Below are 22,725 nucleotides of genomic sequence, written 5' to 3' on the forward strand. Positions count from 1 at the left end.
CACTGCGGATCCTCCCGTCGCCGGGTCAGTCGCCCACTCGCTCTCCGGTGTCGACGTGGAACAGGTGCACCGTACCTTCGCGCTTGCGCAGGTGCACGGTGTCGGCGAGGCGTGCGGGGGTGCGGACCAAGGCCCGCGCGACCACCTGATCGCCGGTGCCGGGCACCCGCGTGTACAGGTACGACTCGCTGCCGAGTTCCTCGACGAGTTCGACGACGGCTTCGACGCCCTCGTCGGCGATCTCGAAGTCCTCCGGCCGGATCCCGGCGGTGACCTCCTCGATGCCTGCGGAGTGCAGTCGCGCGATGCGGTCGCGTTCGACGGGGATGACGGTGCTGCCCACGACCACTCCGTCGTCGACGACCTTCGCGCGGAGCAGGTTCATCGACGGTGAGCCGATGAAACCGGCGACGAACGCGTTGGCGGGGCGGTCGTAGAGTTCGGTGGGGCTGGAGAACTGCTGCAGTACACCGTTCTTCAGGACGGCGACGCGATCGCCCATCGTCATCGCCTCGACCTGGTCGTGGGTGACGTAGACGGTGGTGGTGCCGAGACGGCGTTGCAGCGCCGCGATCTCGGTGCGGGTCTGCACGCGCAGCTTCGCATCGAGGTTCGACAACGGCTCGTCCATGCAGAACACCTGCGGCTCACGCACGATCGCGCGTCCCATCGCCACGCGCTGGCGCTGACCACCCGACAGCTTGGCCGGCTTGCGGTCGAGGAACTGGGTCAGGTCCAGGATCTTCGCCGCCTCCTCGACCTTGCGGCGACGCTCCTCGGCGCTCACGCCGCGCATCTTGAGGGCGAAGCCCATGTTCTCGGCGACCGTCTTGTTCGGGTACAGCGCGTAGTTCTGGAAGACCATCGCGATGTCGCGGTCCTTCGACGGAACACCGGTCATGTCCTTGCCGCCGATGGAGATCGATCCCTCGTCGATGTCCTCGAGCCCGGCGAGCATGCGCAGCGCGGTGCTCTTGCCGGATCCGGACGGTCCGACGAGGACCACGAACTCGCCGTCCTCGATGTCGAGGTTCAGCGAATCGACCGCGAAGGTGTCGGAGTTCTCGTAGATGCACGAGGCGTTGCGGTAGGTGATGTCGGCCATGATGGAAGTCCTTGCTGGTAAGGGGAATCGGGTCTACTTGATGGCGCCGAACGACAGGCCGCGCACGAGCTTGTTCTGGGCGAGCCAGCCCGCGAGCACGACGGGCAGCGCCGCCATCGTCGCGGCGGCGGACAGCCGGGCCCAGTACAGGCCCTCACCGGTGATGAAACCGACGAGGAAGACGGGGATCGTCTGCGCCTGGACGGCGGTCAGGTTGACGGCGAAGAAGAACTCGTTCCACGAGAAGATCACGCAGATCAGGGCGGTCGCGGCGATGCCGGGGGAGACGAGCGGCAGGATCAGCTCGCGCACCGCCGTCCACAAGCTCGCGCCGTCCATGCTCGCCGCCTCGAGCAGCTCGCCCGGTACTTCGAGGAAGAACGACCGCATCATCCATACCGCGATCGGCAGGTTCATCGCCGTGTAGAGGATGATCAGCGCCCAGATGTTGTCGAGCAGGCCGACGTTCGCGACGATCACGTACAGCGGGATGATCGCGGCGACGATGGGCAGCATTTTCGTGCTGATGAAGAAGAACAGCACGTCCTTGGTCTTCTTCACCGGCCGCAGCGACAGCGCGAAGGCCGCCGGCACGCCGAGCAGCAGGACCAGCACCGTCGAGACGATGGTCGCGAAGGCCGAGTTGAGCAGGGCCGTGCCCACCCCGGTCTCGAACACCGCCCGGAACTGGTCGAGGGTGGGGGTGAAGAAGAACTTCGGTGGGTCGGAGTAGGCGTCGGCCTCCTGCTTGAAGGCGGTGAGCACCATCCAGAAGACCGGGAAGAAGAATCCGATGGCGGCGATCCACGCGACCACGCCCCAGGGATTGAACTTGCGGTTCTTGCGTTTCCGGGCCGTGCGCATGACACGGCCGGTCGGTGCCGTGGTGTCCGAAGCCTGCGGCTCCGTGGCCGTGGTGCTCATGCCGCTTCCTCCTTGCCGGTGAACGATGTGAAGATCAGGCGCAGTGCGAAGGTGGCGATGACGATCGTGCCGATGACGACCACGACACCCATTGCCGCGGCCTGGCCGATGTCGAAGCCGAGGAACGCGCGCTGGTAGATGTAGAACGGCAGGTTGGAGCTGGCCGTGCCGGGTCCGCCCTGGGTCATCATGTAGATCGCGTCGAACGTGTTCACCAGGTAGATCGCGCCGAGAACGGTGCCGAGTTCGATGAACCGGCGCAGGTGCGGCAGCGTCAGTTCGCGGAACAATGCGAACGCTCCGGCGCCGTCGACGCGGCCGGCCTCGAGGATGTCGCGGGGCATCGACTGCAGGCCGGCGAGGATGAGCAGCATCATGAACGGCGTCCACTGCCACACCAGGGCGACCATCACGGCCGGAAGCGGGAACCGGCTCACCCAGTCGACCTGCTCGACCCCGAACGGGGAGAGGACGAAGTTGACGATGCCGAAGACGGGATCGAACATCGACGTCTTCCAGATCAGCGCACTGGCGACCGGGGTGACGAGGAACGGCGTGATGAGCAGGGTCCGTGCGATACCGCGTCCGAGGAACGCCCGGTCGAGCAGGAGCGCGAGGAGCAGTCCGAGTACCACGGAGATCAGGACCGTACCGACGATGAGGATCACCGTGTTCAGGGCGACCTGCCAGAACTGGCTGTCCTGGAAGACGTCGACGTAGTTCTGGAGCCCGACGAACCGGCGGGAGCCGGGGCTGACGAGGTTCCACGACTGGGTCGAGTAGTAGAGCGTGAACACGAACGGGACCTGCGTGACCACGATCGTGAAGATCAGGGCCGGGAGCAAGGGTCCACGGCGGCGCCATCCCTCGGCCCGCGAGATCTGCTCCTCCTTCGCTTCCCGTACGGCGCGGATGCGCTCGTCGGTGTCCGGCGCGGGACGCTGCGCTGCAGGTGCGGTCATTGGTCCTTCTCCCGGTAGGTCGCGCCGACGGCCTCGGCGTACTTCTGTGCCTGGTCGAGGGCTTCCTCGACGCTCTGCCGTCCGGCGATGGCGGCGCTGATCTGCTGGCTGACCCGGGTGCCGAGATCCTGGAACTCGGGGATTGCCACGAACTGGATGCCCGTGTACGGGACGGGGTCGACCGTGGGGTTCTGCTGGTCGGCTCCTTCGATGGATTCGAGGGTGATCGGGCCGTAGGCCGCGGCGGCCTCGGCGTATTCGGGGATCTCGTAGGTCGACAGTCGGCTGCCCGGCGGCACCCGCTCCCAGCCGAGCTGCTCGCCGACGGTGCGCAGGTACTGCTGGTCGGTCATCCACGAGATGAACTTCCACGCGTCCTCGGTGTGCTCGCTGCTCGCGGGGATGCCGAGCGACCACGTGTAGAGCCAGCCCGAGGGATCTTTCTCCTGGACGGGGGCGGCCGCGTAGCCGATCTTGCCGACGACGTTGCTCGACGCGGGATCCTCGAGGGTCGAGACGGCGGAGGTGGAGTCGTACCACATGGCGACCCGGCCCTGCGCGAGTTGCGTTGCACACTCGCTGAATCCGCTCGTCGCGGCGCCGGGCTGACCGTACTCGCGGACGAGGTCGACGTAGAACTGCACCGCCTCGCGCACCTCGGGGCTGTTCAGCTGCGCATTCCAGTTCTCGTCGAACCACCGTCCACCGAAGGTGTTGATGACGGTGTCGAGCGGCGCGAGCAACTCACCCCAGCCGGGCTTGCCGCGCAGGCAGATGCCGTTGATGTCGGGACCGTCGAGTTGCGCTGCGGCGTCGGCGACCTCGGTCCAGGTCGGCGGATCGGACAGCGTGATACCGGCCTGCTCGAACAGGTCCTTGCGATACATCAGGAACGACGATTCACCGTAGAAGGGCACCGAGTACATGTCGCCCTCGTACGAGAGTGCTTCGCGCAGCGAGGGAATGATGTCGTCGGCGTCGTAGCCGTCGGTCTGCTCGATGTACGGCGACAGGTTCGTGAGCCAGCCGTACTCCGCCCACTGGGGAGTCTCGTAGTTGCTGATCATCACGACGTCGAACTCGCCGCCGCCCATCGCCGTGGACGCGGTGATCTTGGCGCGGGCCTGGTTCTCGGAGAGGGTGACGAACTTCAGGTCGATCTCCGGATTCTCGGCCTCGAACTGCGACGCGAGTTGCTGTGCGTCCTGCATCTGGGAGTTCGACACCATCGCGATGGTGACGGTGCGGCCGGACGTACCGATCGATCCTGCACCGGCACAACCGGTCAGTGCGACGCTCAGAGCCACGGCTCCTGCCGCGGCCGCGCGGATGGATCTTCTTGCTGTAGGCACGATGGTCTACCTCATTTCGGTGGTGCCTCGTCCTTCGGGGTGCCGTTCTCGAGGGCGTGGTCGGGATGGTCGAGCAGGTACTGGGCGCACGCGATGTCGCAGACGAGCATGTTCGCGAGACCGCCGCGGAGAGCACCGAGTACAGCGCGGTGCTTGGACTGTCCGCCGGTGACGAGAATCGTGGCGGGACAGTCGCGGACGTCGTCGAGAGGTACCGACATGGTGCGGGTTTCGAGTTCGCCGTGCACGGCGGTGCCGTCGGCGCGGAAGAACCGGCCGCCGATCTCACCGACCGCGCCGAGGCCGTCGAGTTCGTGGAGCATCGTGGTGTCGAGGAAACTGCCCTCGAACAGGGTGGTCGAGGTCGACACCGCGCCCACACCGAAGATCATCACCTCGGCGCGGCGCCCCACCTCGAGTGTGCGGGAGATCAACGAGTCGGCGCGCATCGACGCGACCGTCGACGGGTCGGCGTAGAGCGGTGTGGGAAGCCGGAGCGGTTGCGCCCGAAGTTGTTCGGCGCAGCGGCCGAGGACGAACTCGGTGCCGGTCTGGTAGGCGCTCGTGGAGATGGATCCGTCGAGCTGGACGATCGTCTCACAACTGGCGACACCCGACGGGAGGGCCTGCGCCACGGCGACGGTCTCGGGGCCCCACGTGAATCCGAGGGTGTCGGAGGGGCGGAGTCGGCGGGTGAGCAGACCGGCGGCGGCGCGCCCGAGGGCGGCGAAGCTCGCGGAGTCCTCGATCGGACCGGCGTCGTCGACCCGGCGACCCACCACGACGGCCTCGACGAGCTCGTAGCGCTCTTCGAGTGCCCGTTCGGTCTCGGCGTGCAGGTCGTCGCGCCAGGTGGGCGGCACGCTGACCTCGATGCGCACCAGACCCTGAGCGCGAGCGCGTGCGACGAGCCGGCCGGCGGTGGGGCGGGAGACGCCGAGGCGCTGCGCCACCTCCGCCTGCGTGAGGCCGTCGAGGTAGTAGAGCGTCGCGGCCCGTACGGCGAGACGGAGATCCTCGGTGGATACCGGGCTTTCCGTATCCGGGATGTTGGTGGGGCCGGGGGCGGTCACGAGCTCTCCTTGGTGCGAGCAGTCTTCGTCACGCTCCGTGAGCATCTGCTCAGGGGTGCGTGCATCTGCTCAGTACGTTAGCATCGGAGTGTGACCCACACAACAGTTCCCCCGACGCTCCCGGACACGATGCGTGCCGCCGTGCTTCTCGAACCGGGCCGCATCGAGATGCAGGAACGGCCTCTACCTGCACCGGAGCCCGGCGACGTCCTCGTCCGGGTGACCACCGTGGGAGTGTGCGGCTCGGACGCGCACTACTACCGCGAAGGGCGGATCGGCGAGTTCGTCGTGACCGATCCGATCGTGCTCGGCCACGAGGCGTCCGGAGTCGTGGTCGCGGTCGGGGACGGTGTTCCGCAGAGCCGGATCGGCGAGCGGGTCTCGATCGAGCCGCAGCGTCCCGACCCGCTCACCGAGGAGACGCGCCGCGGCGACTACAACCTGTGCCCGCACATGCGCTTCTACGCCACGCCGCCGGTCGACGGCGCGCTGTGCGAGTACGTCACCATCGGGGCGGCCTTCGCGCATCCCGTTCCGGACACCGTGTCCGACGATGCCGCCGCTCTGTGCGAGCCGCTGTCGGTCGGTATCGCGGCCGTCCGCAAGGCCCGCGTCACCGCCGGCTCCCGCGTCCTCGTCACCGGCGCCGGTCCCGTCGGCATCGTCGTCGCGCAGGTCGCGCGCGCGTTCGGTGCGGTCGAGGTCGTCGTCACCGACCTCGACGAACGGCGACGCGAGACCGCACTGTCGTTCGGGGCGAGCGCTGCGCTCGACCCCCGCGTCGACGACCCGTCGGCCCTGCGCGTCGACGCCTACATCGACGCGTCCGGCGCCCCCGCCGCCGTCGATTCGGGTATCCGCGCGGTCCGTCCCGGCGGCACCGTCGTCCTCGTCGGATCCGGCGCCGAGACGATGACCCTGCCGGTGCAGCTCGTCCAGAACCGCGAACTGATCCTGACCGGCGTGTTCCGCTACGCGAACACGTGGCCGACCGCGCTCGCACTCGTCGAATCGGGCCGGGTCGATCTCGACTCGATGGTCACCGCCCGGTTCCCCCTCGACAAGACCGCCGACGCGCTCGAATCCGATCGGACACCCGGAAACATCAAGGCCGTCGTGGACGTGACCGATCCGGCGGGAAAGGACTGAAGATCCATGCACGTGAACGAGCAGACGCTCCCCGAGCTGGGCGTGCCCGTCCCGAGCTACCGGCGCGACGACGTCTCCGTCGGCATCATGCACTTCGGTGTGGGCGGATTCCACCGCGCGCACCAGGCGATGTACGTCGACCGGCTCCTCGAACAGGGGAAGGCGAAGGAATGGGGTATCTGCGGCGTCGGGGTGCTCCCCGGTGATCGCCGCATGCAGGAGGCACTCGCCGCGCAGGACCACCTGTACACGCTGGTGCTCACCCATCCCGACGGCACGTGGGAGCCGCGGGTGATCGGCTCGATCGTCGACTATCGTTACGCCCCCGACGATCCCGAGGCGGTCATCGAGCTCCTCGCGGCCCCGGCCACCCGGATCATCTCGCTGACCGTCACCGAGGGCGGTTACAACATCCGTCACGACACCGGCGAGTTCGACGTCGACGATCCGGCCGTGCAACACGATCTGCGGTCCGGTGAACCCCCGGCCACCGTCTTCGGTCTCGTCACCGAGGCTCTCGCCCGGCGTCGGGAGCGGGGACTGCGCGCCCCGACGGTGATGTCGTGCGACAACATCGAGGGCAACGGAAGCGTCGCGCGCCGCGTCTTCACCGAATACGCGCGCCTTCTGAATCCGGATCTCGCGGAGTGGATCTCCGAGCACGTCCGCTTCCCGAACTCGATGGTCGACCGGATCACCCCGGTGACCACCGACGAGGTGGTCTCGGCGTTGTCCGAACGCTTCGACGTGCAGGACCGCTGGCCGGTCGCCGCCGAGCCCTTCACCTCGTGGGTCCTCGAGGAGGCCTTCGCCGACGGGCGCCCGCCCTTCGAGGATGCGGGAGTGCAGATCGTCGACGACGTCGCTCCCTACGAGCTGATGAAGTTGCGTCTGCTCAACGCGGGTCACCAGGGGCTCTGCTATTTCGCGTATCTCATGGGATACCGGCTCGTCCACGAGGCCGCGCAAGATCCGCTCCTCGCCGGATTCGTCCGTGCCTACATGGACACCGAAGCGACACCGACCCTGAAACCGGTGCCGGGCATCGATCTCGACGAGTACAAGACCACCCTCATCGAGAGGTTCGCGAACCCCGAGATCCGGGACACGATCGCCCGCTTGTGCGCCGAGTCGTCCGATCGCATCCCGAAGTGGCTGGTGCCGGTGATCCGGGAGAACCTGGCCACCGGTGGTCACGTGCAGTTGTCCGCGGCGATCGTCGCCTCGTGGGCGCGCTACGCCGAAGGCGTCGACGAGCAGGGGCAACCGATCGAGGTGGTCGACCGACTCGCCGACACGCTCGTCCCGATCGCGCGACGACAACTCACGCATCCCACCGCCTTCATCGAGAACACCGAGGTCTTCGGTGATCTCGCGCAGAACCACCGCTTCGTCGACGCCTACACCTGGGCGCTCAACGCCCTGCACAACGACGGCGCCCGCGCCACCCTGAAGGAACTTCCGGGAGAGCCGGAATGAACGGCCACGCGCTCGTCGTCGGAGAAGCCCTCGTCGACATCGTCCACCGCGGCGGTGCCGAACCCGTCGAGCATGTGGGCGGGAGCCCGCTCAACGTCGCACTGGGTCTGGGGCGGCTCGACCGGCCCGTGCAGTTCACGACACGCGTCGGCACCGACGCTCGCGGACGGCGGATCGTCGACCATCTCGCCGCCTCCGGCGTGTCGTTGACACCGGGCAGCGCGGCAGCCGAGCGCACAGCGACCGCGCAGGCGGAGATCGACGAGAAGGGTTCCGCGAAGTACGAATTCGATATCGTCTGGGATCCGGTCGAGCCACCACCGTCGGTGGACGCCGTGCTCGTGCACACCGGATCCATCGCGACGGTGCTCGAACCCGGCTGTGATCTCGTCGCCGAACTCGTCGCGCAGCAGGCGGGAACGTCCACGGTGAGCTTCGACCCGAACGTCCGCCCTGCGCTGATCGACGACCCCGCACGCGGGCGGGAACGGATCGAACGCCTCGTCTCGCTCGCCGATGTGGTCAAGGCCAGCGACGAGGACCTGACGTGGTTCGCGCCCGACCGCGATCCCCTCGACACCGCACGGGACTGGCTCTCGCGAGGGCCGGCGATCGTCGCGGTGACCCGCGGAGAACACGGTGCGGTGGCGCTGTGTGCGGCCGGAACCGTCGAGGTGCCCGCCGTGCGGGTCGAGGTGGTCGACACGGTCGGCGCCGGCGACGCCTTCACCGCCGGTCTGCTCGACGGATTGTGGACCTGCGGGCTCCTCGGCGCCGATAATCGGGAACGGCTGCGCGGCATCGGGATCGACGACCTGCGCGATGTGCTCGCCACCGCCGCGTGGACCTCTGGTCTGACCGTCGCGCGCGCCGGCGCCGACCTGCCCACGCTGGCCGACCGTACCGCGGCCCGGGAGGCGGCACGATGACGCTCGTCGCCGGGATCGATTCGTCCACCCAGTCGTGCAAGGTCGTCGTGTGCGACGCCGACACCGGAGCCGTCGTGCGCGAAGGTCGTGCTCCGCATCCACCCGGCACCGCAGTGGACCCGCTGGAGTGGCGCGCCGCCTTCGATCGGGCGTGTTCCGAAGCGGGCGGACTCGACGACGTCGCGGCGATCTCGGTGGGAGCGCAGCAGCACGGCATGGTGTGCCTCGACGATCGCGGCGACGTGGTCCGCGACGCGCTGCTGTGGAACGACACGAGATCCGCAGCGGCAGCAGCCGATCTCGTCGACGAGGCCGGTGGCTCGGCCGCGTGGGCCGAGGCCGTGGGGGTGGTCCCGCTCGCGGCGATCACCGTCGCGAAGGCCCGCTGGCTCGCCGACCACGAACCCGGCAACGCCGACCGCACCGCGGCGCTGTGCCTGCCGCACGACTGGCTGACGTGGACGATGCGCACCGACCGCGACCTCGATCGGCTCGCCACCGATCGCAGCGACGCGAGCGGCACCGGCTACTTCGACGCATCCACCGACACCTACCGTCGGGACCTGCTCGAACTGGCCCTGCGCCGGCCGAGCCCGATCCTTCCGCGGGTCGCCGGGCCGGCCGAGAGCATCGGTGAGACGGTCGCCGGCGCCCTGCTCGGTCCGGGGGCCGGCGACAATGCGGCGAGCGCGCTGGCCCTCGACGTCCGCGAAGGCGATGTGGTCGTCTCGATCGGCACGTCGGGCGTGGTGTGCGCCGTATCCACGACACCGCCCCGCGACGCGAACGGTTACGTCGCGGGATTCGCCGACGCGACCGGCCGGCACCTGCCGCTGGTGTGCACGCTCAACGGGGCCCGGGTACTGGACGCCACCGCGACGATGCTCGGCGTCGACCACACCGAACTCACGCGGCTCGCACTCTCGGCGCCGGCCGGCAGCGGCGGACTCGTGCTGGTCCCGTATCTGGAAGGGGAACGCACCCCGAACCGTCCCGGCGCGACGGGCGCCCTGCACGGGCTGCGGCTCGGAACGGCGACGCCCGCCCATCTCGCCCGCGCGGCGTTCGAGGGCCTGCTGTGCTCGCTGGCCGACGGCATCGACCACATCCGGGCGCAGGGCACCGAGGTCCGACGGGTGCTGCTCGTCGGCGGTGGAGCGCGCTCGCAGGCGGTGTGCGAGCTGGCGCCGGCGGTGCTGGGCATGCCCGTCGACGTTCCCGAACCAGGGGAGTACGTGGCGCGGGGCGCGGCCCGGCAGGCGGCGTGGGTGCTGCGCGGAGGCGACGAGCCTCCCACCTGGGAACCCGAACCGAGCCGCCACTACGAGGCCGACCCGGCCCCGCACGTGCGGGAGCGTTACGCGGAGGTGCGGGACCTGACCGACCGCTGAAGCGCAGTGCTCAGGGAAGGTCCTCGATGCGCAGGCCCAGGTGGGCGGCGAACTGCCCTGCCAGGGCTACGGCCTGGTGGGCGTCGATCGTCGCGCCCTTCATCCCGCCCATGTTGCGGATCGTGTCGATGCGCAGGCCACGCAGATCGACCTGGTCGAGGGTCGCGCGGTCGACGTCGAGAACGCCGACGGAGCAGTCCTCGAAGGCGACGCGGGTGAAGGTGCCCCCGCCCAGGTCCAGTTCGTCGACGATGCAGCCGCGGAAGAGCACGTCGCGTCCCGCGGCGGCCCGCAGATTGACCAGGCCGAGTTTCGAATCCGCGATCGTGACACTGCGCAGATCCGCGTCGAAGAGGTCCAGCGCACCGATCCGGCTGTCCCGGATGTGCACGCGGTGCAGGCTGCTGCGCGGCGCGAACAGATTCGGTGCCTGCATGCGCTCGACCAGGGTGTCGCGCAGGCGTGCGCTCGTGAGGTCGCTGTCGGCGACGATCGGTGTGACGAGCGAACATTCGGACAGGACGATCCCCGTCAGATCACGGCCCGTCAGGTCCGTGTCGGTGTAGCGCACGCTCTCGAAGATCCCGTGCGCGAGCAGCTCGTCGCCGTCCGCGTCGGTGAGGACACCGAGGTCCGGAGCGTCGATCCTCGGCGGGTGGGTGGTGGAACGAGCAGCCATGGTTCTCGGGGCCTCCGGATCGGTCGGGTGTCTGCCGTTCAGCTTCCCAACCCGTCGGGTTCGGGGGAACGTGGGGGACAAGCCCGTCCCCGAGTGCGATGTGCTACTCGGTTATGCGGGTCGACGCTGCTGGGCTGCCCGCGCTCGGTGCCTGCGCACAGCGGCGCGGTTCGCGCAGCGCACGGAGCAGTACTGCTGGCGACCGTTGCGGGTGATGTCGACGACCACGGCCGAGCACGGGTTGGTCGGGATGTCCGCTGCGGCACACCGGTGGAGGCGGTGCATTCCACGCGTGGTGAGGTGCAGTGCCGTGCCGACGCTGATCACCGCGCGCAGTACGTCGGGAAGCGGTTGGACCTCGTCGCGGTAGTGCAGGTGCCATCCCTCGCCGTCGTGATCGGTCAGCCGGGGATAGGCCGCTGCGGTAGCCATCTGCGCGTTGAGCAGGCGCGCACGTTCCCTGGGGTCGGACGCGTCGACGATGGCGAGCCAGTCGTCGATGACCTCGCGGGTGCGTGGATGGTCGTCGGGCGCGGTCGGGAAGTCCATGGTCATCCCCACCTCGCGCGTACGGGCCACGATGCCGTCCCGATCGTCGGGCCAGTCGCCGGCCAGTGACGCCGCGAGAAGGACCGCATACTCGCCGTAAGGGTTGAGATGCATAAGGCCATTACATCATGGTGGTGGACATGACCGCTATCGAAGCTCGGAACCCACAGGAATGCCCCGTCCGGACTCCCGCTCACGAACACGCGTGGAGCGTGGAGTCGAGTCACGCCACGTCGATCGGACAGGTGCTGTACGTGCGGTGCGTCGGGTGCGGGGCCCGACGCGTCGATCTCGGCGGGGCGCCGTTCGTTCCGCCGACTGCGCTGAGTACCGAAGTGTCCCAGAATGATTGAGTCACCGATCGAGTATCGGACGTGTGCAGATCCCCCTCAGAAATCGCCCTCTGCGACCTGGAAACACACGAGTCCCATCCGACGCCACATGCGCACCACCTGATCGCGATCGTCGAGCACCGCGATGATGCGATAGCGGTGCCGGATGTGACGGTCGAACAACTCGGCCTTGACGATCGAATCCTTCCGATTGTCGCCTGCCGGACGCATGTACAGCTCGTCGTAGGGGATGTCGTGCCTGACGAGCCACTCCTCGGTTTCCGGCCGGCACACGCCGTCGCGTCCCGAGAGCAGCACGATCGCCGCCCTGTCGGGTGCGGCGGCGAACGCTCGCACCGCGGCCTCGACCGCCGGGGAGACGGTGTCCTCGCCCACCCTGTGCCAGTGGAAGGGACTCCGGTCGCTCGTGTGCGCGAGCGTCCCGTCGATGTCGACCAGCCAGGCCGCCGGTAGCGTCGGATCCTCGACATATCGCGCCGGTGGTGCGGGCGCGGTGCTCGGCGGCCGGTGCCGTTGCCGCCCCGATTTCCTGCGATCGCGCGTCTTCTTCGTCACGGACGATGTATACCCACTCCGGCGACTACGTGTGCATACGCCCGGTCCGCGAGAGGGACGAAGGTCGTGCCGCCGGACCCGCGGGTCCCGGAGACGACCGGCGAGGCGGCATCGCGGATCCGTCGGCTCGGCGCCACGGCCACACGACCGAATGCGAAATATTCTGCCGGACAACACGTGCCATGATTCCCGGGTGCATCAATGCCGACGGGGGATCCAGCAGTCCGGACACCCGGGCGAAGGCTGTGCCCACCCTGGTGTCGTATGCGGCTGCCGCGTGCACCATCGGTACGTATGCATTGCCGATCCTCGTCTTCGGATCCCGCTGGCCCTCGACACCGGGGAACGCGAGATCGCCACCGGTGGACATCGCCCAGGCATCGTCGACGACACGCGCGAGCTCCCGCTGCACGGCAGCGGACGGCCCGTGGTCGTCGAGGAGGCGGCCCATTGCGGTGGCTTCGAGGGCGGCGACCGTCATCCCCTGGGCATAGATCGGATCGAAACTGCAGAACGCGTCGCCGAGGACGAGGAATCCGTCGGGAAATCGGTCGAGAAGGTCGTAGCGATGCCATGTGCTCGCCCGGAAGCGATACCGGACGACGTCCTCGACCCATTCGGCATCCGCGATCGCGTCGTACACGTCCGGGTACCGCAGGGACCGTGCGAATTCGAGATAGTCCCTCCGGGTCGCCGGCACGGTTTCGCCGCGGACCCCGATCAGAGCCACCATGCATCGATCCGATTCGAGGGTGAGCAGGGCAGCGCCGCGTGGGTGTTCGGGTGTGGGCGCCATGACGATGCCCCGGTCGCCGCCGAGTGCAACCGACGAAGCGCGGAACACCGCGGTGGCGTAGCCCACATCGAGTTCGACGGTGTCGACCCGGGGCCGCGGGCAGCCCTGTCTCCCGAGCCATTCGGAGGCGCGAGATCCGCGTCCGGTCGCATCGACGACGAGGTCGGCATCGAGCACCTGCTCGGCACTTCCGTCGGCATGGCGGATGATCCGCGCACCGGCCACCCGGCTGCGGTCCGCGGTCGTGACGAGACCCGCGGCATCACACCGTTCGACGATCTCGACGTTCGCCAACGCCGCCACACGGTCACGAATGCGGCGCTCCAGCAGCGGCCGACCGGCCGCCAGCACTCGAAGTCCGCTCGGCGCACGACGAATCCGGTGACCACTGAGAATCCACCGTACGTCGCCCAGATGGTCGAGGGTGGGAACACCTGCAGCGGTCAGCTCCTGTGACAACCCGGGGAACATCTCCTCGACGAGCTGCTGTCCCCGTGAGATCAGCACGTGGATGTGCCGTCCCTGGGGCACCCCACGGCGTGGTTCGTCCGTGGCCGGCAGACGGTCACGATCGATCACCGTCACCTCGGCGAACCTGTCCGACAGGACACGGGCCGCCGACAATCCGCTCATGCTCGCGCCGAGAACCACGGCGCGCTCTCCGATCGACATGATCACACCTCCTCCGCGGAATCGATCGTCGCTGCGGAAGGTGCTCGGGCGACAGGCCGGAATCTGCTCACATGTGCTCACGGGCGGACGGTGCCTCGCCGTACACCTCCAGATCCCACAGCCATCCGACGACGCGGGTGACGCCGCGGGTCAGATGTCGGCGGTAGGTACTGAACGGCAGCCCGAGTCTGGCTGCCGCTGCTTCCTGTGTTGCAGCACCGCGCACGTACGTGCGGTCCACCGCACGGAAGAGCTTGTCGTCCCGAGGGTCGCTCGCCAAGGAGTCGATCGCCTCACGAAGGAGCGCGCGCAGCACCGCCGGATCGGGATCGTCGGGAGAGGACCGTTTGTGGAGGACCCTCGTATGCAACAAGGGATTACGAGAGAGGAGATCGGGCCGATGGAGGTCATGTAACGCACTTCGGACCGCCTCCGCGAATTCTCTCTCCGACAGGGTGAGAGGTGGGGGCATCGTGGGTTCGGGACCGCTGTGCCCCTGAGCCAGAGCACGATCGGTGACGACGGTGAGCCACTCGTCGACATCCCGTCGGCGGAAGTCGTGGGCGAACAGTCCGTAGTGACGATCGCCGACCGTGAAATCCGCTCCTTCGGCACGGGGGAGATCTGCAACCGCGAAGTACTCGTTCCACCGGTCGGGTTCCGCCAGCGTCAGGAAGTCCCACGACAGACGGGGCAGGGTGAGATAGCGCTGGAAGGTGAGCACCGGAACCGAGTTCATTGTCGGAGAAGGATTCTGGTACTCAGCGCGGTCGATGACGAGGCGTGTGATCGTGACACACTCGCCGGGACGGGGAGGCGCTGTCCGCCGGGCGAAATCCCACGCGGCGCGCGTCGCGGGATCGGCACCGACATCCTCGGGTGACGCTCGCGAGAGTTCCAGGAGACCGATCACACCACGTATCGATCCGTCGGTGTCGCGCAGCACGAAGAACCCCTCGGGTTGCCGCTCGAGCCAGCGTCGCGCGTGCACCGCGGATTCGTTTCCCTCCGATGTCCGCACGAGTTCGACGATCGCGGAGTGATCGGCCTGCTCCGCACGTTCGGGTTGCGCGCTTCCCCACGACTGCCAATCCACCGGCGAGAGCACACCGGGAAGATTGCGGAACACGAACTTCAGGTCCACGATGGCCTGCTGCTGTTCGCGTTCTTCTGCAGAATCGAGACCGCGGCGAATGGCCTTCCACACGCGGTGGAAGGTGTACCGGTAGGCGTCGGGATCCCGCCAGCGCAGATCGGCGTCGAGGACGTCGCGTGCCAGATCGTGGGGAAACAACCCGTCCGGCCCTGCTTCGACGAACGACAGCCCACGGAGCCAATCGAACTCGGCGTGTGCATCGGCGAGCTCGAGGGCGTCGCGCAGCAGGGCTTCGCTGGTCACCCGGGCGAGCGCACACACTTCCAGGGCACGGCGATGTGCGATCCCCGGCTCGGTGTCGAGAAACCGTCGGAGCAACATCCCGACGAGATCCGGCGGCCACGGCGCACGTACGTCGCCCCCTCGGACGAAGACGTCCGTGAGCAGAGCGAGCCCGAGCGGATGTCCGTGCGTTGCCCCGATGATCTCGTCGTGCAATTCCTCGGGAACCCGCGCAGCGGTGAGGTAGGCAGCGCTCGTAGCAGGGTCGAAATTCCTGAGAGACACGATCCGGAGCAGATCACCCCAGCCCGGATCGGTGCGCCATCCTGCGGAGGGCGGCGACCTGTCGGCGATCACCGTCAGCGTCGTCGCAGGAAGACCGGGAAGAAAGTCGGTTCGGATCCAGTCGTCGAGCACACGTAGCCGCTCGTACGAGTCCAGGAGAAGCACCCTCGGCCGGTCGCCGATGCGACGATCGACCGACGCGAGGACCGAACCGGGCGACGCATCCGTGTTGCGCCCGTCGATCACCGTCACCGCGCGACGGCGCCGTTCCGCAAGATCGGAGATCGCGCCGAGCAGGCAGGTCTTGCCGATGCCTCCGGGACCGTACAGGTACAGCACGGCGATCGAGGGTTCGGGGGAGTCCAGTGCGGAGCGAACGATCTCGAGCTCGGCATCGCGACCGACGAACACGCGTCGCGCCCGTGCGGCGAGACGATCGCTGAGAGGCCGTGAGGACCGCGAGGCGCTCCCCATGCCACCCGATGCTACGCCCGGGGGACCCAACGGTCGGGCAGTCCGACGAGCCGTGCGCTCTCGCGCCACAACCGTTCGGCCTGCTCGTCGCTGCGAACGAGCACCGACGGTTCCGCCCACCACGGCTCGCCGCGGCGCAGTGCGAAACAACCCCGCTCGTCCGGAACGTCGATGTCACCGAGAACGAGGTCTGCGAGCGTGTTCCCGGCTTCGGTCTGCGTGTTGAAGGTGTCCTGCACAATGTCGAGGCGGTAGAGGCATGCTGTCCCGCTTTGCGGCGATGAGAATCCGGGCCGGACAGGGTCTGCCTTCGTGACAGTGGAACACATTCGACGACACGAGGAGTCACGATGCCCAGGATCACCCCGTGGTTGTGGTTCGACATGAACGCCGAGGAGGCCGCGAACTTCTACATCGGTGTCTTCCCCAACTCCGAGATCGGTGAGATCACCCGCTACACCGAGGAGTCCACCGGAGGCGACATCCCGGTCCCACCGGGAACTCCGATGACGGTCGAGTTCTTCCTCGACGGTCAGGTCTTCTACGGACTCAACGGGGGACCGCAGTTCCGGTTCTCGGAAGCGGTGTCCTTCCAGATCGACTGCGCCGACCAGGAGGAGGCCGACCACTACTGGTACGCGCTGACCGCCGACGGCGGCGAGGAATCCGCCTGCGGATGGTTGAAGGACAAGTACGGCCTGTCGTGGCAGGTGGTACCGAAACGGCTGAACGAACTGCTCGCCGACCCCGATCCGGAGGTCGCGAAGCGCGTGACCGCCGCGATGATGAAGATGCGCCGGATCGACGTGTCGGCGCTCGAGGCCGCCGCGCGCGGCTGATCGGCGCCCGAGCGCTGCGGTACGTTTCGGTGCATGACCACTCGCACCCAGCGGCTCGACGACCTGCCGTTCACCGGCAGACATCGCCGCCTGCTGACCGGCTCCGGCGTGGGCTGGGCCCTCGACGCCATGGACGTCGGGTTGATCTCGTTCGTCATGGCAGCCCTGGCCGTGCAGTGGGATCTGTCGTCGACGCAGCTCTCGTGGATCGGATCCATCGGCTTCGTCGGCATGGCGATCGGTGCGTCCCTCGGTGGTCTGCTCGCCGACCGTATCGGACGCCGGCAGGTCTTCGCCGCGACGCTGCTCGTGTACGGACTCGCGACCGGTGCGGCGGCGTTGTCGACCTCGGTGGCGATGCTCATCGTCCTGCGGTTCGTCGTCGGACTCGGTCTCGGCGCCGAACTGCCGGTCGCGTCGACACTGGTCAGTGAGTTCGCGCCCCGCAAGGTACGAGGACGCGTGGTCGTCGCCCTCGAGGCGTTCTGGGCGGTCGGCTGGCTCCTGGCCGCGCTCATCGGTTATTTCGTTGTTCCCACCAGCGACGACGGGTGGCGGTGGGCGCTCGCCGTCGGGCTCGTCCCGGCCGCCTATGCCCTCGTCGTCCGGTTCGGCCTACCCGAATCGGTGCGCTATCTCGAGAGTCGCGGACGGCACGCGGAAGCCGAGGCGATCGTGCGCGACTACGAACGCTCGGCCGGTGTCACGTCCGCGCCGGAGGACGAACAACCCGTCCGGACCGTCGCGGAAGTCGAGCGCGCACCCCGAGGCTCGGTGTGGGCGCCGAACCTGCGCCGCCGCACCGCGGCGCTGTGGATCGTGTGGTTCGGCATCAACTTCTCGTACTACGGCGCGTTCATCTGGTTGCCGAGCCTGCTCGTCGCGCAGGGCTTCGACCTGGTCACCTCGTTCGGCTACACGCTGCTCATCACGCTCGCGCAGCTACCGGGCTACGGCGTCGCGGCGTGGCTGATCGAGGTGTGGGGACGCCGCCTGACGCTGGGGGTCTTCCTCGCCGGGTCGGCCGTCTCGGCGGGGTTGTTCGGGCTCGCCGAGACTCCGTCGACGATCGTCGCGGCAGGCATGGCGCTGTCGTTCTTCAACCTGGGCGCCTGGGGTGCCCTGTACGCGATCGGACCCGAGCTGTATCCCACGCCGGTCCGGGGCGCCGGCACCGGTTCGGCGGCGGCCTTCGGGCGGCTCGCGTCGATCATCGCGCCGCTGCTGGTACCGGTGCTGCTGGGCGCCGGGGGCAACGGTCTGGTCTTCGGTGCGTTCGCCGCGTCGTTCGTCGTCGCCGCGCTCGCGGCGTTCACGCTGCCCGAGCGGGCCGGGGCGGTTCTCGACGAGAGGTGACGTCGGGAACCGCCCCGGCCGGTGCTCAGAGACGCTCGCGCAGTTCGACCTTGCGGATCTTGCCCGAAGCAGTCTTCGGCAAAGCGCCGAAGACGATGCTGTCGGGAACCTTGAAACCGGCGAGCTGCGAACGCACGTGCGCGCGCAGTTCCGCCTCGTCGGCACTCGCGCCGCTGCGCAGTGCCACATAGGCCACGGGACGTTCGCCCCACTTCTCGCTCGGCGCCGCGACGACGGCGGCCTCGAGAACGGCCGGGTGGCTGATGAGGGCCGCCTCGACCTCGACGGACGAGATGTTCTCGCCACCGGAGATGATGACGTCCTTCGCGCGGTCGCGGATCTCGATGTAGCCGTCCGGATGCATGACGCCGATGTCGCCGGTGCGGAACCAGCCGTCCGGCACGGCGCGGGCGGTCGCGCCCGGGTTGTTGTAGTAACCGAGCATCACGTTGTTGCCGCGCAGCGCGATTTCACCGGTCGTCTCGCCGTCGGCGGGCACGTCGGATCCCATCGGGTCGACGATGCGGAGTTCGCCGGCCACGACGTTGCCCACGCCCTGCCGCGAGCGCAGCCGTGCCTTCTCGTCCTCGGGGAGGACGTCCCACTCCGAACGCCACTCGCAGATCGCCGCCGGGCCGTACGTCTCGGTGAGCCCGTACAGGTGCGTGATGTCGAGTCCGAGCGCGGTGCACCGCTCGATGAGGGCGGGCGCCGGCGGTGCGCCACCGATCGCCGCGACGACACGATGATCGATGCCGCCCGCATTCGGGGCGTCGACCAGCGACGCGAGAACGGTCGGCGCGCCGCACAGGTGCGTGACGCTCTCGGTACGGACGAGATCCCAGATCCGCTCGGGGTCGACCTTGGGCAGGCACACGTGCGTGCCACCCGCTGCGGTGACGGCCCAGGTGAACGTCCAGCCGTTGCAGTGGAACATCGGCAGCGTCCACAGATAGGTGGATCCGCTGTCGAGCCCGAAGTGCGCGACCATCGCCAGGGCCTGCAGGTAGGCGCCGCGCGCGTGGTACATCACGCCCTTCGGATCACCCGTCGTGCCGGACGTGTAGTTCAGGGCGATCATCGTGCGCTCGTCGGCGAGCGGCACGTACCGGTGGCGGGCGGCGGCGAGCTTGTCCTCGTAGTCGTCACCGACGACCGTGATCGACGGCAGATCGGCCGTCGCCTCGCGGGCCAGGTCGGCCAGCGATTCCTCGACGAGCAGGACCCGGCTGCCCGAGTGCTCGAGGATGAACCGCAGCTCCGGCGCGGTGAGGCGCGTATTGAGCGAGACGAGCACGGCGCCCGCGTAGAGCACGCCGTAGTGCGCCTCGAGCATCAACGAGGTGTTCGGCGCGAGCACCGCGACACGGTCGCCGGGTTCGACACCGAGAGCGTGCAGCATGCCCGACTGCCTCAGGCACCGGTCACGCAATTCGGCGTAGGTGCGGCGGACGTCGCCGTCCACCATTGCGAGGTCGTCACGGAAGACCCGGGCGGAACGGTCGAGAAATGCCGTGGGCGTGAGTGTTTCGAAACTGAATTGCTCGGTCACGTCTGTCGGTGCTCCTTCGGATTACGTCGCGCGCGCACTCCCCATCGCGAACGATGATGCGCACACCTCCCCGTGTGCTGTGAGGGCATTGCTCATTCTTCCAAGAGCCATTACCGATCTTGAACAGGGTCCATCCCTTTGCGTACCGGGTGAACGCTCCGTCGGCCGTTGACCGGACCCGGAATCCGGCGTTCACTGAGAGGCACCGTGCCCGTCCACGAGAGAAGGCGAGCGGTATGAGTGCTCGGCAGAACGAAGCCCGCCGCACCTCCCGTCCGGCGCGGCGGCCGACCGCGACGCGCGCGAGGACCACGAGGACGGAAACCCCCGCCGAGCCTGCGCGGACGCGCAGCCGTCGACCTCGCGAGCCCGAACCCACCGCGCGGCGCGGCACTAGCGAACCCGGCAACACCGCGCGGCGTCGGGATCGCGACCCCGGAACCGGCTCGCGGCGGACCTCGACCCGAACCTCCTCCCGATCGACCACTCGGACATCGACCCGTTCGGACGCCTCGCCCCGCGCTCGTGCGAAGCCGGCGCCTCCGCAGGAGAGGCGACGATCGCGTCCGCCGGTGAACGACGCGCGGACAGGGAAACCGACCCGTCCCGCGCGTGAGCGGACACGATCCGAGCAGACACGGTCCGAGCAGGCACCGCCGGAACCCACATCGCTCCTCGAGAGGTTGAAGGATGCTCTGCGGGCCGGTGTCCGCACCGCGCTGGCCGGACTCCGGGGACTCGGGGCGAGACTGATCCGGAAGATCCGCGGATGGGTGGACTCGCTCCTCGGCGAGGTCACCAGCGGCGGCGTGGGACTGCAGGCGGTCCTCGCCGGCATCCGGGCGGCGTTGGAGGGTCGCAACCCGGCCCTCGCCGCGCTGGGCGGGCTGATCTCCGGACTCAGCACCAAGGCGAAGATCGGCCTGGCCGTCGTGATCGCGCTGGTGCTGCTGCTCGGACCCGTCCTGCTCGTGATCCTGCTGCTGGCCGTCCTCGTCGCAGCGGTGATCAGCGCCGTCCGGTCCGCGGGGGACTGACCTGCCGGAACGACCGGTCCGTCTGCCGTGAGCAGACGGACCGCCGATTCGCGCCCGCCGGGGGTCAGGCTGGCTGCATGACGACCACCGAACCACTCTCGTACCGGGACCAACTGGTCGACAGACTCTTCCGTCAGCGCATCCTGCGACTGACCGGAGAGGTGGACGACGAGATGGCCGAGCGCGTCTGCTCGGAACTCGTCCTGCTCGCCTCCGCCGACGACCGGCGCGACATCGTCCTGCACATCAACTCACCCGGCGGATCCGTCTTCGCCGGCCTCGCCATCTACGACACGATGCAACTCGTTCCCAACGACATCGTCACCGTGGCAGCGGGATTCGCCGCCAGTATGGGGCAGGTCCTGCTCGCGGCGGGCACCAAGGGCAAACGCGCGAGTCTTGCCCACAGCCGGATCATGATGCACCAACCCTCGGCCGGATTCTCGGGGACGGCCGTCGACATCGCGATCCAGGCCGAGAATCTCGAATACATGAAACTGCAGTCACAGCAGATCCTCTCGGACGCCACCGGACATTCACTCGAGGAGATCGAACGCGACAGCGACCGCGACCGGTGGTTCACCGCCGAAGAGGCACGCGAGTACGGCATCATCGACACCGTCGTCGGGTCGCTCGCCGAACTGGCACCGTTCGCCACCGGACGGCAGATGGGACTGGGACGATGAGCACCTACACGATCCCCAACGTCATCGAACGCACACCGGCGGGGGAGCGGTCGTTCGACGTCTTCAGCCGGTTGCTCAACGAACGCATCGTCTTCCTCGGCACCGAGATCGACGACGGGGTCGCCAACGTCGTGATGGCGCAAATGCTGCATCTCGAGGCCGAATCCCCCGACCGGGAGATCGGCCTGTACATCAACTCTCCCGGCGGATCGTCCACCGCGATGCTCGCGATCTACGACACCATGCAGTTCCTGCGCCCGAAGGTCGCGACCTATTGCATGGGACAGGCCGCTTCGGCGGCCGCCGTGCTGCTCGCGGCCGGAGCGCCCGGTCGTCGGCACGTACTCGCACATTCGCGGGTACTGCTGCATCAGCCGTCGGCGCAGGGGCAGGGCACCATCTCCGATCTGGCCCTGCAGGCAGCGGAGGTGATGAGGGTGCGGGCCCAGACCGAGGAGATCCTGGCCGCGCACACCGGACGCGACATCGAACAACTGCGCCGCGACACCGACCGCGACCGGATCCTCTCACCGACGGAGGCGGTGGCCTACGGTCTCGCCGATCACGTCGTCGTCGACCGGGACGGATGACCCGTCACACCGTCACGTGGTCATACCGTCATGCCGCGCACAACTCGACGCCGGCGTGACCCGTGGTCCGGAGTGTGCGGTGCGCGGTCATCCGGCGGATCCCGCGCGCGAGCAGTTGCTCCATCGGAAGCTCCAGCGCATCGCACACGGACCGCAGCATCTCGGACGAGGCCTCCTTGCGCCCACGCTCGACCTCCGACAGGTACTGCTTCGACATCCCGACCGTTCGGGCGACGTCCTCGAGGCTGCGGTCCTGATCGCGACGCTCGTCGCGCAGGATCTCCCCGTAGATCTGGCGGAGCAGCCGGGGCTCGGTGCTGTCGGCTCCCCGCTCAGGGGTCCGCGCAACTCGTGCCGCCCTAACGGCGGTCACACGTGCCGACTCCGCGGCGCTGACGAAATCGATCACGCGACCCTGCTCCGGCTCCATGCCGACCATTGTGCCGTCGATCCGACGGCATCGGACCGGGTTCCGCCGAGGACGAACACCGCTCCGGCAGATGTGTAACGGGCCCGTAACCGCAGTTAACCGAACACATGACCTGGCGCCGATAACGTCG

General features: G+C 68.3%; 22 protein-coding genes. 9 read left to right on the top strand and 13 right to left on the bottom strand.

Annotated features, from left to right (window positions below; all coding sequences use genetic code 11):
• Positions 1-25 precede the first annotated feature (25 nt).
• From C6Y44_RS06645 to C6Y44_RS06665, 5 genes are read right to left on the bottom strand one after another with little or no spacing between them, the layout of a single operon-like run.
• Complete coding sequence (locus C6Y44_RS06645) at positions 26-1,105, bottom strand: ABC transporter ATP-binding protein (RefSeq protein ID WP_120281808.1); 1,080 nt, start codon at positions 1,103-1,105, stop codon at positions 26-28.
• A gap of 33 nt (positions 1,106-1,138) precedes the next feature.
• On the bottom strand, positions 1,139-2,029 hold the full coding sequence (locus C6Y44_RS06650; RefSeq protein WP_120281809.1) for a carbohydrate ABC transporter permease: 891 nt from the start codon (positions 2,027-2,029) through the stop codon (positions 1,139-1,141).
• A complete protein-coding gene (locus tag C6Y44_RS06655; RefSeq protein ID WP_120281810.1) occupies positions 2,026-2,991 on the bottom strand; it encodes a carbohydrate ABC transporter permease in 966 nt (321 codons plus the stop codon). The genes C6Y44_RS06650 and C6Y44_RS06655 overlap by 4 nt, the downstream gene beginning before the upstream one ends.
• Positions 2,988-4,343 carry an ABC transporter substrate-binding protein gene (locus tag C6Y44_RS06660; RefSeq protein WP_268655326.1) on the bottom strand — a complete coding sequence of 452 codons (1,356 nt, stop codon included), beginning with the start codon at positions 4,341-4,343 and terminating at the stop codon, positions 2,988-2,990. The genes C6Y44_RS06655 and C6Y44_RS06660 overlap by 4 nt, the downstream gene beginning before the upstream one ends.
• A gap of 11 nt (positions 4,344-4,354) precedes the next feature.
• Positions 4,355-5,416: a sugar-binding transcriptional regulator gene (locus C6Y44_RS06665; protein ID WP_120284045.1), complete on the bottom strand. Its 1,062-nt coding sequence runs from the start codon at positions 5,414-5,416 to the stop codon at positions 4,355-4,357.
• A gap of 129 nt (positions 5,417-5,545) precedes the next feature.
• On the opposite strand from C6Y44_RS06665, the gene C6Y44_RS06670 reads away from it, so the two are divergent.
• The 4 genes from C6Y44_RS06670 to C6Y44_RS06685 are packed head-to-tail and all read left to right on the top strand — an operon-like array spanning position 5,546 to position 10,364.
• Positions 5,546-6,565, top strand: coding sequence for an NAD(P)-dependent alcohol dehydrogenase (locus C6Y44_RS06670; RefSeq protein WP_120281811.1), 1,020 nt, complete (start codon positions 5,546-5,548; stop codon positions 6,563-6,565).
• 6 nt (positions 6,566-6,571) lie between these two features.
• Positions 6,572-8,044, top strand: coding sequence for a mannitol dehydrogenase family protein (locus C6Y44_RS06675; protein ID WP_159418933.1), 1,473 nt, complete (start codon positions 6,572-6,574; stop codon positions 8,042-8,044).
• Complete coding sequence (locus C6Y44_RS06680) at positions 8,041-8,973, top strand: carbohydrate kinase family protein (protein WP_120281813.1); 933 nt, start codon at positions 8,041-8,043, stop codon at positions 8,971-8,973. The genes C6Y44_RS06675 and C6Y44_RS06680 overlap by 4 nt, the downstream gene beginning before the upstream one ends.
• Positions 8,970-10,364 carry a xylulokinase gene (locus C6Y44_RS06685; protein WP_120281814.1) on the top strand — a complete coding sequence of 465 codons (1,395 nt, stop codon included), beginning with the start codon at positions 8,970-8,972 and terminating at the stop codon, positions 10,362-10,364. The genes C6Y44_RS06680 and C6Y44_RS06685 overlap by 4 nt, the downstream gene beginning before the upstream one ends.
• A 10-nt stretch (positions 10,365-10,374) precedes the next feature.
• On the opposite strand, the gene C6Y44_RS06690 is transcribed toward C6Y44_RS06685, so the two are convergent.
• The 6 genes from C6Y44_RS06690 to C6Y44_RS06715 all read right to left on the bottom strand — a co-directional run bounded on the left by C6Y44_RS06690 (position 10,375) and on the right by C6Y44_RS06715 (position 16,344).
• Positions 10,375-11,043, bottom strand: coding sequence for a pentapeptide repeat-containing protein (locus C6Y44_RS06690; protein ID WP_039586358.1), 669 nt, complete (start codon positions 11,041-11,043; stop codon positions 10,375-10,377).
• A gap of 111 nt (positions 11,044-11,154) precedes the next feature.
• Complete coding sequence (locus C6Y44_RS06695; protein ID WP_064852918.1) at positions 11,155-11,706, bottom strand: CGNR zinc finger domain-containing protein; 552 nt, start codon at positions 11,704-11,706, stop codon at positions 11,155-11,157.
• A gap of 275 nt (positions 11,707-11,981) precedes the next feature.
• Positions 11,982-12,500, bottom strand: coding sequence for a phosphatase domain-containing protein (locus C6Y44_RS06700; protein WP_159418932.1), 519 nt, complete (start codon positions 12,498-12,500; stop codon positions 11,982-11,984).
• A gap of 25 nt (positions 12,501-12,525) precedes the next feature.
• Positions 12,526-13,968 carry an FAD-dependent oxidoreductase gene (locus C6Y44_RS06705; RefSeq protein ID WP_225623740.1) on the bottom strand — a complete coding sequence of 481 codons (1,443 nt, stop codon included), beginning with the start codon at positions 13,966-13,968 and terminating at the stop codon, positions 12,526-12,528.
• A gap of 67 nt (positions 13,969-14,035) precedes the next feature.
• The gene (locus C6Y44_RS06710; protein WP_159418930.1) at positions 14,036-16,105 is read right to left on the bottom strand and encodes an ATP-binding protein; all 2,070 of its coding nucleotides are present in this window, start codon (positions 16,103-16,105) and stop codon (positions 14,036-14,038) included.
• 11 nt (positions 16,106-16,116) lie between these two features.
• Positions 16,117-16,344 carry a hypothetical protein gene (locus C6Y44_RS06715; protein WP_120281818.1) on the bottom strand — a complete coding sequence of 76 codons (228 nt, stop codon included), beginning with the start codon at positions 16,342-16,344 and terminating at the stop codon, positions 16,117-16,119.
• 111 nt (positions 16,345-16,455) lie between these two features.
• Between C6Y44_RS06715 and C6Y44_RS06720 the strand changes: the two genes are divergently transcribed.
• Positions 16,456-16,944: a VOC family protein gene (locus C6Y44_RS06720; RefSeq protein WP_088896644.1), complete on the top strand. Its 489-nt coding sequence runs from the start codon at positions 16,456-16,458 to the stop codon at positions 16,942-16,944.
• A gap of 33 nt (positions 16,945-16,977) precedes the next feature.
• Positions 16,978-18,300 (top strand): MFS transporter, encoded by a 1,323-nt coding sequence (locus C6Y44_RS06725; protein WP_159418929.1) that lies wholly within the window; start codon positions 16,978-16,980, stop codon positions 18,298-18,300.
• Between the two features lie 25 nt (positions 18,301-18,325).
• On the opposite strand, the gene C6Y44_RS06730 is transcribed toward C6Y44_RS06725, so the two are convergent.
• Positions 18,326-19,852 (bottom strand): AMP-binding protein, encoded by a 1,527-nt coding sequence (locus tag C6Y44_RS06730; RefSeq protein ID WP_159418928.1) that lies wholly within the window; start codon positions 19,850-19,852, stop codon positions 18,326-18,328.
• Positions 19,853-20,535: 683 nt separating this feature from the next.
• Between C6Y44_RS06730 and C6Y44_RS06735 the strand changes: the two genes are divergently transcribed.
• The 3 genes from C6Y44_RS06735 (at position 20,536) to C6Y44_RS06745 (ending at position 22,165) form a co-directional block, all read left to right on the top strand.
• Positions 20,536-20,889: a hypothetical protein gene (locus C6Y44_RS06735; RefSeq protein WP_120284048.1), complete on the top strand. Its 354-nt coding sequence runs from the start codon at positions 20,536-20,538 to the stop codon at positions 20,887-20,889.
• A 77-nt stretch (positions 20,890-20,966) separates the two neighbouring features.
• The gene (locus tag C6Y44_RS06740; RefSeq protein ID WP_159418927.1) at positions 20,967-21,575 is read left to right on the top strand and encodes a ClpP family protease; all 609 of its coding nucleotides are present in this window, start codon (positions 20,967-20,969) and stop codon (positions 21,573-21,575) included.
• Positions 21,572-22,165: an ATP-dependent Clp protease proteolytic subunit gene (locus C6Y44_RS06745; protein ID WP_120281822.1), complete on the top strand. Its 594-nt coding sequence runs from the start codon at positions 21,572-21,574 to the stop codon at positions 22,163-22,165. Before C6Y44_RS06740 ends, C6Y44_RS06745 begins: the two co-directional genes overlap by 4 nt.
• A 28-nt stretch (positions 22,166-22,193) precedes the next feature.
• Here the strand turns inward: C6Y44_RS06745 and C6Y44_RS06750 are convergent, their stop codons facing one another.
• Positions 22,194-22,604, bottom strand: a complete 411-nt coding sequence (locus tag C6Y44_RS06750) for a helix-turn-helix domain-containing protein (RefSeq protein WP_159418926.1) — start codon at positions 22,602-22,604, stop codon at positions 22,194-22,196.
• Positions 22,605-22,725: the final 121 nt, after the last annotated feature.

Source organism: Rhodococcus rhodochrous, from assembly GCF_014854695.1.
GTDB lineage: Bacteria > Actinomycetota > Actinomycetes > Mycobacteriales > Mycobacteriaceae > Rhodococcus.

What these genes read in the sequence shown, in the direction of transcription:
- C6Y44_RS06745 (WP_120281822.1), top strand. Translation starts at nt 21,572, where the DNA reads ATGAGCACCTACACGATCCCCAACGTCATCGAACGCACACCGGCGGGG.
- C6Y44_RS06680 (WP_120281813.1), top strand. Translation starts at nt 8,041, where the DNA reads ATGAACGGCCACGCGCTCGTCGTCGGAGAAGCCCTCGTCGACATCGTC.
- C6Y44_RS06750 (WP_159418926.1), bottom strand. Translation starts at nt 22,604, where the DNA reads ATGGTCGGCATGGAGCCGGAGCAGGGTCGCGTGATCGATTTCGTCAGC.
- C6Y44_RS06725 (WP_159418929.1), top strand. Translation starts at nt 16,978, where the DNA reads ATGACCACTCGCACCCAGCGGCTCGACGACCTGCCGTTCACCGGCAGA.
- C6Y44_RS06645 (WP_120281808.1), bottom strand. Translation starts at nt 1,105, where the DNA reads ATGGCCGACATCACCTACCGCAACGCCTCGTGCATCTACGAGAACTCC.
- C6Y44_RS06650 (WP_120281809.1), bottom strand. Translation starts at nt 2,029, where the DNA reads ATGAGCACCACGGCCACGGAGCCGCAGGCTTCGGACACCACGGCACCG.
- C6Y44_RS06670 (WP_120281811.1), top strand. Translation starts at nt 5,546, where the DNA reads ATGCGTGCCGCCGTGCTTCTCGAACCGGGCCGCATCGAGATGCAGGAA.
- C6Y44_RS06705 (WP_225623740.1), bottom strand. Translation starts at nt 13,968, where the DNA reads ATGTCGATCGGAGAGCGCGCCGTGGTTCTCGGCGCGAGCATGAGCGGA.
- C6Y44_RS06695 (WP_064852918.1), bottom strand. Translation starts at nt 11,706, where the DNA reads ATGCATCTCAACCCTTACGGCGAGTATGCGGTCCTTCTCGCGGCGTCA.
- C6Y44_RS06655 (WP_120281810.1), bottom strand. Translation starts at nt 2,991, where the DNA reads ATGACCGCACCTGCAGCGCAGCGTCCCGCGCCGGACACCGACGAGCGC.
- C6Y44_RS06685 (WP_120281814.1), top strand. Translation starts at nt 8,970, where the DNA reads ATGACGCTCGTCGCCGGGATCGATTCGTCCACCCAGTCGTGCAAGGTC.
- C6Y44_RS06710 (WP_159418930.1), bottom strand. Translation starts at nt 16,105, where the DNA reads ATGGGGAGCGCCTCGCGGTCCTCACGGCCTCTCAGCGATCGTCTCGCC.
- C6Y44_RS06690 (WP_039586358.1), bottom strand. Translation starts at nt 11,043, where the DNA reads ATGGCTGCTCGTTCCACCACCCACCCGCCGAGGATCGACGCTCCGGAC.
- C6Y44_RS06720 (WP_088896644.1), top strand. Translation starts at nt 16,456, where the DNA reads ATGCCCAGGATCACCCCGTGGTTGTGGTTCGACATGAACGCCGAGGAG.
- C6Y44_RS06740 (WP_159418927.1), top strand. Translation starts at nt 20,967, where the DNA reads ATGACGACCACCGAACCACTCTCGTACCGGGACCAACTGGTCGACAGA.
- C6Y44_RS06675 (WP_159418933.1), top strand. Translation starts at nt 6,572, where the DNA reads ATGCACGTGAACGAGCAGACGCTCCCCGAGCTGGGCGTGCCCGTCCCG.